Origin of the sequence: Corynebacterium sp. HMSC064E08, assembly GCF_001811805.1 — a bacterium.
Lineage (GTDB): Bacteria > Actinomycetota > Actinomycetes > Mycobacteriales > Mycobacteriaceae > Corynebacterium > Corynebacterium jeikeium_D.
The window spans coordinates 587,423-602,404 of sequence record NZ_KV806700.1 but is presented as its reverse complement, the minus strand read 5'-3'; the positions used below and the strand labels follow the sequence as shown (position 1 = coordinate 602,404).

9 protein-coding genes and 2 pseudogenes are annotated in these 14,982 nt (G+C 56.3%); 9 read left to right on the top strand and 2 right to left on the bottom strand.

Translation table 11 applies throughout. From position 1 onward, the window contains the following. Positions 1 to 40: 40 nt before the first annotated feature. The 3 genes from HMPREF2820_RS08305 to HMPREF2820_RS08295 are packed head-to-tail and all read left to right on the top strand — an operon-like array spanning position 41 to position 2,876. The gene (locus HMPREF2820_RS08305) at positions 41 to 1,036 is read left to right on the top strand and encodes a FecCD family ABC transporter permease (protein ID WP_222865141.1); all 996 of its coding nucleotides are present in this window, start codon (positions 41 to 43) and stop codon (positions 1,034 to 1,036) included. After that, a complete protein-coding gene (locus HMPREF2820_RS08300) occupies positions 1,033 to 2,085 on the top strand; it encodes a FecCD family ABC transporter permease (protein WP_371450598.1) in 1,053 nt (350 codons plus the stop codon). Before HMPREF2820_RS08305 ends, HMPREF2820_RS08300 begins: the two co-directional genes overlap by 4 nt. Continuing rightward, on the top strand, positions 2,082 to 2,876 hold the full coding sequence (locus HMPREF2820_RS08295) for an ABC transporter ATP-binding protein (RefSeq protein WP_016421888.1): 795 nt from the start codon (positions 2,082 to 2,084) through the stop codon (positions 2,874 to 2,876). The genes HMPREF2820_RS08300 and HMPREF2820_RS08295 overlap by 4 nt, the downstream gene beginning before the upstream one ends. Here the strand turns inward: HMPREF2820_RS08295 and HMPREF2820_RS08290 are convergent. Beyond that, positions 2,873 to 3,796: a siderophore-interacting protein gene (locus HMPREF2820_RS08290; protein ID WP_016421889.1), complete on the bottom strand. Its 924-nt coding sequence runs from the start codon at positions 3,794 to 3,796 to the stop codon at positions 2,873 to 2,875. The two genes, HMPREF2820_RS08295 and HMPREF2820_RS08290, sit on opposite strands and share 4 nt — an antisense overlap. Positions 3,797 to 3,907: 111 nt before the next feature. Next, positions 3,908 to 5,097 (bottom strand): annotated as a pseudogene (locus HMPREF2820_RS10730) (IS3 family transposase); the annotation flags it as partial. 519 nt (positions 5,098 to 5,616) lie between these two features. Here HMPREF2820_RS10730 and HMPREF2820_RS08275 point away from each other — a divergent pair. From HMPREF2820_RS08275 to HMPREF2820_RS08250, 6 genes and pseudogenes are all read left to right on the top strand, one after another. After that, on the top strand, positions 5,617 to 6,264 hold the full coding sequence (locus tag HMPREF2820_RS08275) for a hypothetical protein (RefSeq protein WP_070603613.1): 648 nt from the start codon (positions 5,617 to 5,619) through the stop codon (positions 6,262 to 6,264). A gap of 930 nt (positions 6,265 to 7,194) precedes the next feature. Further along, positions 7,195 to 10,266, top strand: coding sequence for a VaFE repeat-containing surface-anchored protein (locus HMPREF2820_RS11095; protein ID WP_070603612.1), 3,072 nt, complete (start codon positions 7,195 to 7,197; stop codon positions 10,264 to 10,266). Between the two features lie 9 nt (positions 10,267 to 10,275). Then, entirely contained in the window at positions 10,276 to 11,031 is a 756-nt protein-coding gene (locus HMPREF2820_RS08265; RefSeq protein ID WP_070603611.1) for a class F sortase, read from the top strand. Between the two features lie 170 nt (positions 11,032 to 11,201). Then, positions 11,202 to 11,561 carry a hypothetical protein gene (locus HMPREF2820_RS08260; protein WP_070603610.1) on the top strand — a complete coding sequence of 120 codons (360 nt, stop codon included), beginning with the start codon at positions 11,202 to 11,204 and terminating at the stop codon, positions 11,559 to 11,561. A 671-nt stretch (positions 11,562 to 12,232) separates the two neighbouring features. Next, entirely contained in the window at positions 12,233 to 13,702 is a 1,470-nt protein-coding gene (locus HMPREF2820_RS08255) for a SpaH/EbpB family LPXTG-anchored major pilin (RefSeq protein ID WP_070603682.1), read from the top strand. A gap of 293 nt (positions 13,703 to 13,995) precedes the next feature. Next, positions 13,996 to 14,737 (top strand): annotated as a pseudogene (locus HMPREF2820_RS08250) (class C sortase); the annotation flags it as partial. Between the last annotated feature and the right edge of the window lie 245 nt (positions 14,738 to 14,982).

Sequence of the window (14,982 nt, the reverse complement as noted above, 5' to 3'; positions counted from 1 at the left end):
CGTTTCAAGAGCTCGACATTCTTTGGTGTTTTCCCGGCGTTTGCTTACTTCGGCCGCACTCGTTGGCTTGGCTTTGCTGCTGCTTGCCTCCCTGTACTTGGGTTCCAAAGATCTTTCCATTGGCGAAGTGACCAGCATCCTCATGCATGGTCCGCACCCATCTACGCAATCCGGCATCATTTGGGACTTGCGCGTTCCGCGCACCCTCTTGGCTGTGATCACAGGCGCAGCCCTGGCTATGGCGGGTGCCATTGCTCAGAGCTGGACCCGCAACCCCCTGGCAGATCCCGGCATTATCGGCGTGAACGCTGGAGCAAGTTTCGCAGTCGCTGCGGCACTGACCTTGGGCTGGGCAACGACGGTCGGGGAGCGGACACTTGTAGGGCTCGTCGGGGCGGCCGTCGCTGCCTTAATCGTGCTGTTGATTTCCCGCGTATCGCGTAACCCGCTAACTCTGGTACTCGTGGGCGTGGGAGTTACCTTCGCCCTGCAAGCGGCCACGAATATGCTGAGCCTCTATTCTTCCGACACCCTGGAAGGGCTCCGCCGCTGGACCGTTGGCTCTACAGCTGGGCGGGGTATGGAAGACGTGGCCTTAGCTGCTTTAGGTCTAGCACTAGGTGCTCTATGTGGTGCGCTTGCAGCACGCCCGCTGGATCTACTTGCGATGGGAGAGGACTCCGCCCGTTCCCTTGGCAGCTCGCCCACGAGAACCCGCTTGTTGGCTGCCGCAGCGGTGATCATCCTCGCCGGCTCGGCGACAGCCACTGTGGGGCTTGTGACATTCGTGGGCTTCGCCGTGCCACACCTACTACGCCCGTTTACCGGCCCGTCCCTGACTCGCCTCTTGCTGCCGACCGGCATTGTTGGTGGCGCGGCTGTGTTGCTAGCCGATATTGTGGGCCGCTTCGTCCTGCAGCCTAACGAGCTGGAAATGTCCATTGTCTTAGCTATTGTCGGTGCCCCAGTGATGATTCTGGCGGTGCGACGTAAGAAGAGTTCACCGACCTCGAATGACTCGGAGCTGACGATATGAGCGATATGACGTCTATCCGTAGTATTAAGCGTTCACGAAGCAGACGCGTCCTGGCGGCTTCGGCAGGGTTCGCCCTCGTAGCGGCTCTTTGTTACTGCTTAATCCTGGGGCAAGGAGCGGTGAAGCTCAGCCCGATGGAAGTCATCGAGGTTCTCACCGGTGGGGGCACACAGCAAGCAATCAACGTGGTGTGGGATCTCCGCCTGCCTGTAGCAATCGCTACCGTTCTGGTCGGCGCGGCTCTAGGGCTGGCAGGTGCGTGGACTCAGACCATGGCCCGCAATCCGCTGGCCAGCCCGGACATTCTCGGTGTATCCGGCGGCGCGGCGGTTTTGGTTGTGGCGGGCACCGTAGTTACCCGCCCTGCATGGAGTGAGGGGGTGCCGACGTTCTGGTGGCGTGCTGCACTCGCTTTGCTTGGCGCACTAGTGATCGTTGGTTTGCTCGTTCTACTCGGTGGCTTCGGGACGTCGCAGCGCGTAGTGGTCATCGGCCTGGCACTGTCTTTCCTCACGCAGTCTTTAGTGCAGTATCTCCTGCTCCGGGCTGACTTAACTCGTGCCACGGATGCCCAAACTTGGCTCGCTGGGTCTACCGGCTTTGTGCGTATGGAAGCTTTGTTTCCTATGGTGTTGGGCCTGTTGCCCTTCGTAGTTTTAGGCCTCTGTGTTACGCGCGATGTCCCTCTTCTTTCTCATGATGACGCCACCGCGTCCACACTTGGGGTAAATGTCACGAGGGTGCGCGCTATTTTGCTCATTGCCGCAACGGGCATTGTCGCGGTGGTGGTTTCCTTTGTCGGCCCAATTGGATTCGTGGCACTATTGGCTCCTCAGCTGGCCAAGCTGGTGGCCGGAACGCCCACGCCCCATCCGTTGTGCTCTACTTTTGCAGGCGCTGCTCTATTAGCTGCGTGCGCCGTCGTGGCGGGCGCACTGCCATTTACATCCCCTGTGGGTTTGGTTACCGCCATCATCGGTGGCCCCGCGTTGGTGTTGCTTGTGTGGTTGGCGGCCCGTCGCGGAACTCTGAAAGGAATGGTTCAATGAACGTTCAAGTTGATCACGTCACCGTGGGCTACAACGACGGCCCAAGCATTGTTAAGGACGTGTCTTTCACTGCAGAGCCCGGGAAGGTCACCACGCTCTTAGGCCCCAATGGTTGTGGCAAGTCGACGTTGCTCAAGACGCTTTCTCGGCTGCTTGCTCCCGCCGAAGGACGGGTTCTTGTAGAGAAAAAGGACGTGCATAGTTTGCGGTCGCGCGAAGCCGCCCAACTAATTGCGCTTTTGCCACAACACCCGCTGTGTCCGGCGGGATTGACCGTTGGAGAACTTGTGGAGCGCGGACGGCACCCTTATCGTCGATCGCTCTGGGGTGGGGGAGCGACGGCGTCAGAAGATAAAGAAAAAGTGCGCGAGGCGCTGAAGAAGACGAAGGTTGACCATCTTGTTGCCCGCGACGTGGCGGAGCTTTCTGGCGGCCAGCGGCAGCGGGTCTGGATGGCGATGGTGTTGGCGCAGGATACGCCAATTGTGCTGTTGGACGAACCGACTACCTACCTAGATCCGGCACATGCGATAGAGATTCTAAGTATCGTGCGGGAGCTCGCTCAAGAGGGCAAGACGGTGATTACCGTACTTCATGATCTTGGCCTGGCGGGAGCTTTTAGCGACGAGATGATCGTCATGAAGGAAGGGGAAAAGATCGCCGAGGGTTCTCCAAAGGAGGCTCTGACGGTGGATGTGTTGCGCGAGGCATATGGCCTGAATGCCGAGGTGTGGGAAGATCCCCGCGGTATGGCTCCGATTATTGTGCCGCGAGGGATTGTGGCTAATTAAGGCCGTGCCCTGCCTAGGAACCAATAGGGGCACCACTGCACGGATTCGCTATTGAGGCCCCAGGTGTGAATTGCGTGGCGCCGTACTTCCTTGCAGAGCTGTCCTTCACCCGCGACCCAGACGTACTTCGACTGTGTTGCGGGGTGTTCGGCACGGTCCAGTTGCTGTAGGTGGGACATCACTGCCGTGCTGAAGTCCGTTGTAGCGCTAAACAGCACTTCTAGGCTGCCCAGCTTGCTCTCCCAGTCGGCGACGAGGGATGGCTCGAGGTCACCATGGTTCTCGGCGACCACTACGAGGTGTATGTCGCGCAACTGTTCCGGGGCAAACGCATCCGCGTAATCCAAAATGGCGCGAACGGAAGGTACGGCAGATGGGTCTGCGATAAGTGTTTGTGAACTTTGCGCGCGGTGCCAGAGGCCCTGGCATGTCCAGATGCCTACCTGGTCGCCAACACGAGTTGCAAGAGCCCAGGCGAGCCCTGGTCCGACGTGCTCATCCTTTGGATTTTTGACGCCATGTGTCGCCACGTCGAAAGTTATCTGTCCGCACTCGGGATCGAGTGAGCGTACGGTGTACCAACGTAAATTTGGGCGTTGGGTCTCCGGCATGGCTGTAACGCTTGCGCGGATATTGGCGCCACCTCCGTGGAGGGGTAAATGGAGATTCTCGCCGGGCTTAGCCGGCATAAAGAGGCCAAAGAATTCGTCCGGGCCGGAAAGCTGAAAGCCGACTAGCTCGGGGGAGCGGATGACAATCCTCTGCAGGTTTTCTGCCGGGGCGCTGACGTCATAAACAGTGGCGCGGATGATTCGATGGTGCGGTTCAGAAGGGGCGGCCAAGAGTAGGTGGTCAGAAAAGGCCGCGCGGTAGGCGGAAGTGTTCGTCGGAGTGTTCAGGGTAACTGGGTTCGAGGTCATAGTGGGAGTTAACTTACCCTTACCTAAAGCAAAAGTGAAAGGGTGAGGGGCAGAAAAAGCCCCGCGGGGATCCGAGGTGAACTGGTCCCCGAAAGTTGGACTGGTTTAACTCTAGGCGGTTAGGGCTTCAAGGGTCTGATTTCGATATTGCATCGGGGTCAGGCCCTTGAGTCGTTGTTGGACGCGTTCGGTGTTGTACCACTGGATGTATTCGTCGATTACTTGGTTGAACTCTGCGACAGTGTCGAAGACTTCTCCGTGGTACATCTCGGTTTTCACGTGGCCGAAGAAGTTCTCCATGACCGCGTTGTCGTAACAGTTGGCTTTACGCGACATCGACTGAACACCGCCGTTGTCGCCGATCAGGTCACGCCACGAGGCATGCTGGTACTGGAAACCTTGATCGGTGTGCATCATCCACCCGGGTTCAGGTGCCCACGCCGCGATCACCTTGGGCAAAGAATCGGTGGTCAACGCTGTCGACGGCGATGTAGCCACAGTGTGGGCAACGATTGAGCGGTCGAACAAGTCCATCACCGGTGACAGGTAGACCTTGCGGCCTGCGACCCTGAACTCGGTGACGTCGCTGACAAAGACGGTATTTGGCTTATCTGGGGTGAATTTGCGGTCAAGCTTGTTGTCGGCAATGTGGCTGATCGTCCCGGTGTAGGAAACATAAGGTCTACGTTGGCGGATCTTGGCTCGCAGCCCCATCTCGCACATGAGTTTGTAGACGAGTTTGTGGTTGACCACCCAGCCCTGGTTGCGCAGGTCAAGTAGCACTCGTCGGTAGCCGTAGCGATGCTTGTTACGCTCGAAGCTTTCCCGAATCGCTTGCTTGAGCTCGGCGTGCTTATCTGGCTTACTGAGTCGTTGCTGGTGGTAGAAGAACGTCGACCGTGGCATACCTGCTGCCTCTAGGAGGTACTCCAAGCGGTGGTGCGACTTGAGGATGACAATCGCCTGGACTTTCAGGCGCGTCCCTGATTCCTCAAGTCCCGCAATTTTTTTAGATAGGCATTTTCGGCCCGCAACCGTTCGTTTTCGCCACGCAGCTTGTCTTCCTCCGACAGCGGCTTCGGCGTGACCGATCCTTTGGGTCTGCCCTTCGGCTTCGGTTTCAACGCGTCATCGCCGTCTTTGCGCCATTTCCACGTCCACCCGCGGACCAGCTGCTGTGATGACAGGCCAAATTCACGTGCAAGATCCATCGCTGTCTCGCCAGCAAGGTGGCGTTGGACAACTTCCTTCTTGATCTCGAACGAGTACTGCTGCTTAGTCGGTTTCTCCACAAGACATAGCCTGCATGCAGCTTAAACCGACGACAGAGCATACGGGCGGCATACTTGGAGACACCAAGGGCATTGGCAGCGGCTGTATAACCCATGCCTTGCTCAAATAGTTCAACCAACTGCTCGCGCTGATATTCACTTAGCGAACTTCGTGCTCTCAATGACAACTACTCCCCACTAGTCGGTAACTGATTTCTCAGTCCAACTAATGGGGAGCAGTTCATTAGGTGCCGAGGCGTTTCTGCTGGAAAAGGCGAGCCTGGTTTGGGGTGACCAAACGGCTAGCAATGTGACCCGTGACATGCGACGTTTGGGCATAAGTGCAGGTTAAATTTTGCCGTTATTCTGTTTCCAATTTCCTGGCTGAAGTGGGTCGAATTTCTATATTGTGACCGTTTTTCATCACCGGTACGGTTTTCGTGTGAGCACGGCAGTGGCCGCAAAGGAGAAGGCGAGAAGCCCTTTACCTTCAGCTCTGGGCATCGCGCCACACCATTTATCTACACTTCATTTTTCTAAAGGATCATCATGGATAACCTGTGCAATATCTGCGAACTGATTTCCTCCTTGCCAGCACCGGCTCCGCTGCCGGTACCTGAGTTCAACGTGAACTTCCCGGAGGGCCCACTGGTTCAGGTCGACTCTCTGTTCCCGAACTTCCACTCTCTGACTGAGGGCGGCAACCTGGGTCTGCAGAACGTTGGCGGCGATCAGGACAACGCTCTGCAGAATGTTGGCGGCAACCAGGGCCTCCAGAACGCTGGTGGCGACCAGCTGAACGGTGGCGACCAGATTGGCGGCGACAAGCTGGACAAGGGCGACAAGGTCGGCGGCGACCAGGTTAACGACAAGGGCCAGATTGGTGAGCGTCAGTCCGGTTTCCAGACCGGTGGCCAGGATCAGAGCCTGCAGAACGTCGGTGGCGACCAGGGTCTGCAGAACGGTGGCCAGGAGCAGGGCCTCCAAACCGGCGGTAAGAACCAGAATGGTCTCCAGACCGGCGGCCAAGAGCAGGGCATGCAGACCGGCGGTAAGAACCAGGGTGGCCTCCAGACTGGCGGCCAGGAGCAGGGTGCCCAGACCGGTGGCAACAACCAGGGTGGTCTGCTGGCCGAGGACGGTGCAGGTGACAACCTGCCAGTCGACCTGGACCTCACCGGTGCAAAGGCTATCTAAGGCCGTCTAAGCCGATTTAGGCACTGCACTGCGCAGCTGTTAGCTTGCGCGGCGATTAGCGCGTAACAGCGCACGAGCGCCTTCTCACTCTTTGTGGAGTGGGGAGGCGCTTTTTGCGTTTATAGCTGGCGACGTGGGGTCGATCCGAGTTACTGACTGCGTTTATGACAAAAATGGCCCGAAAAATGGCTTGAAAGTGTCATAAACTCGCACAGTTTCACATTTGCAGCCCTCTATTCAGGCGCGATTTGCATAACGTGATCTGCTGGAATGCCTTGAATCAGACCCACTTTTATCTATTAACTGCGGATGGAGAGGGCTGGGGGTGGAGAGGCAAAAATTTATGCAGCCGCAATTAACGCACAATTATGTGGCTTATTAAATGCGCCTAGGGGGGGTGTTTTTGCAAATAGCTCAGAGGTGTCATTATTGTGTTCGGAATTTATTGGGATGCATTTTCATTAGGTGGGGGTGAGGTGTCGGCTGTGCCTTATCTCACAATTATAAGAATCGTGACATGGGAGACATTTCAACCCGAATTAATGGGTGGAGATTTATTGAAAAATCTTCATACCTGCAGGTAATGGAGGCTTATCTGGGCTGAATGGCTAGGCGTCGTAGAGGAAGGTGGAATGTTGGCATTTGTCCGGTATCCATATGGCTACCCCAGAAAAAATATGCAAACAACAATTATTGGCATTGAAATAAAAGACAATAGGGGTGCCAATTAAATGACTCAACAAACATAAAATGTATTTGTTATATTCGGGGACGGCCAACGCTATAAATGAGAATTAGAAGGCGATGTCAACTGGGCTACCTGTGATGGGGGCTGGAGACGCTTATGCGTGGTCATTGATTGTTAATTGAAGGCTGGAAAGGTAGCGAAAGGTGTATAACGCACTGAAATCGAAGGAAGGGGGAGGGCTCATGTTCGGTCGTTTTACAAACGAGAAGCGCTGGTTGGCGCTTTTTAGCTTCGTGGCTGTGCTCGCTCTTTTCTTCGCTAAATCTCCAATAATTGCGCATGCGCAGGAGGCAGAAGACACTGGCGAAACCCTGACGATCCAGAAGATTTTGAGTGTTCCTGGAACAGTTAAGGGTGTTGAAGCCAATGGAAATGTCCGTGATTTTGGGCCACTTATTGCGGCCTTTGACGAGGCTGCAACTCCATATGGTAGCCACAAAATGGGTTACTGCATTGAGGCCAGCGTCGGCGGTGATCTTTATGACACCGGTCGTGTGCAGAACTTCAGTCAGTTCTCGCGCAGTACAGATACCAATAACAAGCTGCGGAACGACTTTGACCGATACCGGAAGCTCAACTGGATTGCGCACCACGGTTCGCCAGCTGTTGGTTTGGATGAACTGGGGAAGGCAGCTGGAGTTAAAGGACGTCTGAATGTGCTGGATGCCAATAACGCAACTCAGTTCGCTCTGTGGCACTTCTCCGATGACATTGACTTCTCCAAGGGCATTCACAACCCATCGACGAAGGCTGTCTACGACTACCTCACTGGTCCGGCTAACATCGGTCAGGGCACCGTCGACGGTACGAACCGCACTGGCTACATTTTCAACAATGGTAAGAAACAAGACATCATTGTGATTGACAATGTCACGCCGTCTTCAGGTGAAGTTCCGGCAGAGCCGACGAAGCCGTCTGAACCGGAGAAGCCGTCCGAGCCAGAAAAGCCAACAGAACCGGAGAAGCCAACTACTCCGACCACTCCTGCGGAGACCACGACCCCGTCCGAGTCGACCAAGCCGTCCGAGCCGGAGAAGCCGACCACGCTTAAGCCGTCGATCTCTACTCAGGCTCGTCTGAACGGCAACAAGATTGTTGCGGGCGCTGTGGTTAAGGACATTGTGAGGTTTACTGACCTGGTTCCGGGTAAGAACTACCGTCTGGATGCCACCCTGGTGGACAAGACCAGTGCTGATCGCATTTTGGGTACCGGCAGCGTCGAATTCACTCCAGAGACTTCTTCGGGTGAGCAGGCTGTCATGATTACCGTCTCCGATGATGTGGATGAGCCGGTTTCCGCTGCTGTTGCATTTGAAAAGCTGACCTCGACAGAGGTCACCGCCGATGGCCAGGACAACGCCGATGGTCAGCCGGTAGAAATCGCCTCCCACGAGGACATTAACGACGCAGCTCAGACCGTTCACGGCGAAAAGCCAGAGCAGCCGTCGACCTCCGAAGAGACTCCGACGAGCGAGGAGACAACCGAGGAGACAACGGAGCCGTCGTCCAGCGAGACCGCTACCTCTGAGACCAGCGAATCTGAGGCTCCGACGACGTCGGAAAGCGAAGAGCAGCCGAGCTCTTCGACGACTACTCCTAACGCCTCCGAGTCCACGAAGCCGGCTGCCCCGACGGAGCCGACCGAGCCGACTGACAGCACTGAGTCGCAGACCACGGAGCCGACCGAGCCGACTGAGACCACCGAACCGTCTAAGCCGAGCGAGCCCGCTGATACGCCGCTGGAGCCGGAGCTGCGCACGGTAGCCGAGCTTCAGGGCAACCGCATTGAGGCCAATGCCAAGGTTGTCGACACCGTACATTTCGAGGGCCTGGTGCCTGGTAAGAACTACACCCTCTCCGGTGAACTTGTTAATAAGGCTGATGGCTCTGTGATTGGTCATGGCGAGGCGACGTTCAAGCCGACGTCGGCAAGCGGTACTGTGACTGTCACTCTTGAGGTGTCTGACTCTGTTAAGACTCCTGTTGCCGAGGCTGTCGTGTTCGAGCACCTGACCTCTGATGAGGTTGACTCGACTGGTAAGGAAAGCGCTGGTCAGGGCAATGAGATCGCTGACCACGCAGACATCAACGACGCTAGCCAGACCGTGACCGGCGAGGTTCCGGAGAAGCCGGAAGACACTCCGACTGAGGAAAGCGAAACTCCGTCCGAGGAGACGACCGCACCGGAGACCAGCTCGACTGAGCCGACCACGTCCACGGTTCCGGCAACGCCGAGCGACGATGAGCCGTCCGAGCAGCCGGAGACGACACAGCCGGAAGAGCCGTCTGAGACGACAACTCCGTCTACGTCCGAGTCCGAAAAGCCGAGCAAGCCGAGCAAGCCGTCGAAGCCCGCTCAGCCGAAGAAGCCGAGCAAGCCGTCGAAGCCCGCTCAGCCAGAGAAGCCGAGCAAGCCGACTAAGCCCGCTCAGCCGGAAAAGCCGTCCAAGCCGGCCAAGCCTGCCCAGCCAGAGAAGCCGAGCAAGCCGACCAAGCCTGCTCAGCCAGAGAAGCCGAGCAAGCCGACGAAGCCTGCCCAGCCGGAAAAGCCGAGCAAGCCGATCAAGCCCGCTCAGCCGGAAAAGCCGAACCACCCGAGCACCCCAGCGCAGTCTGAGGACAACCCAGCCATCACGACTACTGCCGGTATTGCCGGCAAGGCTCTGGTTGAAAAGGGCGCTGTCGTCATCGACACCGTGCACTTCACTGGCCTGAAGCCGGGCACGAAGTACACGCTGACCGGTGAGCTGATGTGCAAGGAAACCGGCAAGTCCACTGGCGCTAGGAGCCGCCTGCACTTTGTGCCGACGGCATCCGCCGGCACGGTTGATGTTCCGATCATCATCACTGACGGCGACTGCGCTTCCCAGGTTGCCTTCGAGACTCTGACCGATGCCAATGGCAAGGAAGTTGCTGTTCACAAGGACATCAACTCTGCGGAGCAGACTGTCACGAATGGCAAGACCCCGGAGAACACGCCATCTGAGCAGCCGAAGGATGAGGGCAAGCAGAACACGCCTAACGACGATTCCTCTGCACCTACCAGCGACTCTGCCACCCCGACCACTGTGATTAATCAGCACTCGGAGCAGAACAACACCAACGTCACCATCATCGGTGGCACTGGCCAGGGCAAGCAGAAGAACCACGGAAAGCCGTTGGCTCCGAACTCGGAACGACGTGCAATTAGTTCGGTTCCGTCTGGCCCGACCGGTTTGGCTACTCACGCTCTGCCGACGGTAGCCACGAACTAAGGAGATTCCATGACTGATCAGTTTGGCTCGGACGAGACCGGCAAGGAACCTGGAAATACACCAGGCATCGAACCGGAAACCGAAACCGGCGCACTCGACCACGTTGATGCGTTTGGCCAGGACGAAGACCAGGCCGATGGCCAAGTCGAAGACCTGCAGGACGTGCCTTGGTGGAAGCAGCCAAGGGTGTATATCGCCGCTATCGCATTAATCGGCGTTATCGCTCTGCTGGTGATTGCCCAACTGCACCGCAATGATTCGGCGCTCGAAGGTGCGCAGGAGAATCTGCCCACTCCAGCACCGGGTTCTCGGGGAGCTGTGCACGAGATGGAGATGCTCATTGATGGTAAGTCGGCTCCGATTGATTTCGTTCAGCTGACTGATCAGGGATCTCTGATTCCTCCGACCGATGTTTCTCGCCTGGGCTGGTACTCAGCTTCAGCGATTCCCGGTGAGAAAGGTGCTGCTGGATCGTCCGTCATTACTGGCCACGTCAATGAGGTGGATCAGGGTGATGGTTACGCTGCACGTTTCGCTGACTTGAAGGCTGGTGACACTGTCACGGTGAAGGTGGATGGCGAAAGCCGAGACTTCACCGTCAGCAAGGATCCGATCCAGGTGGTCAAGGGCGCTCAGATGCCTGAGGTCGTCAACGATGCAGTTGGTGAGAACCGCTTGGTCCTCATCACCTGCGGAGGCGAGTTCGTCGGCGGCACGTTGGGTTACGCCGACAACATCATCGTCGAGGCCACTCCAGTGCGCTAATCCAGTGCCCTAGCGCACTAGGGCACTAGGGCGCAGCCTCGATTCATTGACCAATTTCATTGGCTGCGACTGTTGAACGCCGTCGAACAACGGCGGCGCCGGCAGTCGCAGAAAAACACAGAACAAATCTGCAGAAACCCTGCAGAAACACAGAAGATAAGGAAGTACCTATGAACATGTTGAAGAAAATTGGTGTCTGGGGTGTGGGCGCACTCGTGCTTGCCGCTCCGGTTGCTACTGCCGCACAGGCGGTAGCTGCACCTGCAAACTCTGCTGACACTGCAGTTGTCGCTCCGGGCAAGGGTGGGTTCCTCCACTCGGGCAAGCTAGCCGTCAACCGCTACGTCTTCGAGCTCGAGCATCGCGATGGCAAGGACTACGTCAACATCACCTTCACTGGTGATCACAGCGCTGACGTGCAGATCATGCCAGATGGCATGACCCCTGAGGGCAAGAAGAAGGTCGATCAGATTGGTGACGTCCTCAAGCTCAACGGCTACAACGATGTTCACTACTGGGCGGTTCTCTAAACGCCTCTTGTGACGCCACAGCGCGCCCCGTGTCGTTTACTGCCTCTGTGCTTTTACAGGTCCTAGTACAGGGTGGTGCGCCGCGGGGCGTTTTGCTTCAAACGGTTTTTGCTTTCGCTTGCCGACGATGATGTGACAGCAAACACGAGAAGGTTGATAAGTCCTCATTTTCCCGGCGTGCGCTGCGGCGATAATGGTTACACATGGGAGTCATCGCTATAAGGCAATTGACTACCCCCATTTTTGGGTGGGTTTGATTGTGTGGGAAATTGAGAGGGTTTCGGGTGTGGTGGGAAAAAACCGCTGTGACCTCGATAAAAAGATATCAATCTCTTGCAATTCTTACGTTTGTGTAGGTTTCTCAGGTGTCCGCCTTGGTGTCTTTTCTATGTCGAGTATCAACAAAGTGCTGAACAGGTTAAGTTATTTATAAGCGGTTCACTGAGCGCTATTAACCGAGCGAGCAATGGGCTTGAGCTGCAATGTTTGAACATATAAACATTAAAGTTCATTACGCTTAGGCTTAAAAGGTTAGACAGACTGGTCTTTCTCTTAAGGAAAGTCTCAGTTTTGGCAAGTCGGGGAACGTTAGTGTCGCCGTCTGGAGTGAATCGCGAGACGTATTGAAGCGTGTCGCTTCATTTTGGACCGTTGTAAAGGACCTGTTTTCCGTGAATAAGTTCTCTCGTACCGCTCGTTCGGTAACCTTCGCCGCAATCGTCGGCCTGTCTATGGGCATCTCTGCTCCTGCTGCTATTGCTCAGCCTGAAGGGCCTGCTGTTGAGCAGGGGGCTGTCAACAAGGCAAACATCGATTTCAACAAGAAGGGGTCGATCACCCTCCACAAGAAGAAGGGTGCTGAGTCGGACACTGCGGCTACCGGCCAGGAGATGGAGGGTGTACCGGGCGAGCCGCTCGCTGGTGTGACCTACAGGATCACCAAGCTGGATTACGACCTGCAGAATGGTGACTGGTCGACCTTCCCGAAGAACGCTGCCGATGCCAAGGGCCACGAGACCGACAAGACGTTTGAGCAGACCACCGGTGCCGATGGCAAGGTGTCGTTCCAGAACCTGGAGCTGGGTATCTACCTGGTCGAGGAAACGGACGCTCCGGCCGGCATCGTTGCTGGTGCTCCGTTCATCGTTTCTGTTCCGATGGTCAATGAGGCTTCCGATGCGTGGAACTACGACGTCGTTGCTTACCCGAAGAACACGGAGACCAAGACCGTAAAGACCGTCAAGGATGCGGACAAGCACATCCAGGACGCATACACCTACACCATTGATGCTGACGCTCCGACCTGGGGTGGGGACAAGAGCCTGACTGCTTTCCGTTTCGAGGATCAGCTGGATCAGCGCCTGGACTTCCAGAAGGTTACCGAGGTCAAGGCTGGAGAGGTCGTTCTGGGTGACGGTGACTACACTGTCAACAATCCGGCTGGCGATGGCAACAAGCTCGTCGTCACGCTGACTGAGCAGGGTCTGGCCAAGGTTAAGTCCGGCGCCAAGATGTCCCTGACCTTCGAGGTCAAGCGCAAGGAGGTTGGTGACACCACTGAGCTGAGGAACCAGGCTGACGTCATCTTCAACAACCCGAATACCGGTAACGAGGTCAAGAACAAGACCAACGAGGTCGTGACCTACCACGGCAAGCTGAAGGTTGTGAAGAAGGACGGCAAGGAGGCCGGTAAGGTCCTGGAAGGCGCTGAGTTCGAGCTCTACCAGTGCACCTCGGCAACTGACCTGGGCGCGAAGCTGAAGGTCAAGGACCAGGACAAGTGGACCACCGGTGCTGACGGTACTTTCACCATTGATGGTCTGCACCTGACTGACTTCGAGGATGGCAAGGAAGCCCCGGCAACCAAGAAGTTCTGCCTGAAGGAGACCAAGGCTCCTGCTGGCTACGCGCTGCCGGAAAAGGATGTCACTGAGATTGAGTTCACTCGAGCCAATGTATCTGCAACCGGTGAGCGCGAGGGTGACGATGAGGTCACTTTGGTTTCTGAGATTGAGAACATCAAGCAGGACACTCCAAACCTGCCGATGACTGGTGGTGCCGGTGTCGGCATCCTGGCTGCCATCGGTGCAGCTATCGTCGCAGCTGGTGCATGGTTCGCTCGCCGCGGATCGAAGAACTAAATCCGAGTTTGTACTCGGTGCCTTAGAGCGAAAGCCGCTCTAAGGACGGTGAAGCAGGGTACGCGTTGTGTACCCTGCTTTGCCTAGCGCACTGTGGTCAGTGCGCTGCTGTTGTGATTGATTTTGGTTGTCTGCGCAGTGGCAATTGGCGGCGGGTTTGGTGTATCTGGCTGTTGAAGGCTATGCGTATTTAGGAATCTTTGGGGAGTTGTCCCGTGGAACAGTCGTCTGCTTCGGTAGTCGAGCTGGATGCTAGCCAGCAATCAGAAAAGCCGGCCCGTAAAAGCCTTACGCTGCCCGCAATTATTGTTGTAATCGGCTTGTTGGTCATGCTGTACCCGGTGGTGTCGACAGCATGGAACAACATGAATGCGTCGCGCGCCGCGCGAGCGTATGCGCAGTTGGATAAAGACATTCCACAAGATGTGAAGAACACACAGTGGGAACGGGCGCATGCGTACAACGAGGGCCGCGATACCGGTCCAATCCTGGACCCGTGGTTGAACCGCATCCATGCGGATAATCCCGAGTACGCAGAGTACTTAAATCAACTAAATGAGACCGAAGCGATGGCTCGGTTCATTTTCCCATCCATCAATGTAGATTTGCCTGTACTGCATGGAACCTCGGATGAGACCCTGCAACGTGGTTTAGGTCATTTGTATGGATCCGATTTACCGGTCGGCGGCGTCGGAACGCATTCGATTATCACTGGGCACACTGGTCTGTCGAACTCAACAATGTTCGACCATTTAGCCAAAGCCCGTGAAGGTGACGCCTTTTATATTCAGGTGTCCGGTCATCGGCTCAAGTATGTAGTCGATCAAATTAAGGTCGTTCTGCCACACGAAACTGACGATTTGAGGCCTGTGCCCAATCAGGACTACGTCACGCTTATTACGTGTACGCCCTATGGCATTAACACCCACAGGCTTTTGGTGCGTGGCCATCAAGTGCCGCTGAATGAAGCGGATGATGAAGTTTTCAGTCAGACCCACGGTGCGGGTTGGCAGTGGTGGATGTACACCTTGCTTGTAGTCGTGCTAGTGCTTGGCACCGCTTTTGCCTGGTGGGTATGGCGTCAACGCCAGCTGGAAGATATTGACGACGCCTTCGATGAAGACAATCACGACGGCGATATGGCCGAAGATTCCTTTGATAACTATGACGGCGATCAGGCCGACGAAAGCGTTACCAGCCATCGCGCTGGCGGTCGCCACAGGCGCACGAGAAAGCGAGCTGAAAAATCGGATCCGTCGCAGCCGCAATCAGCTTCCGAG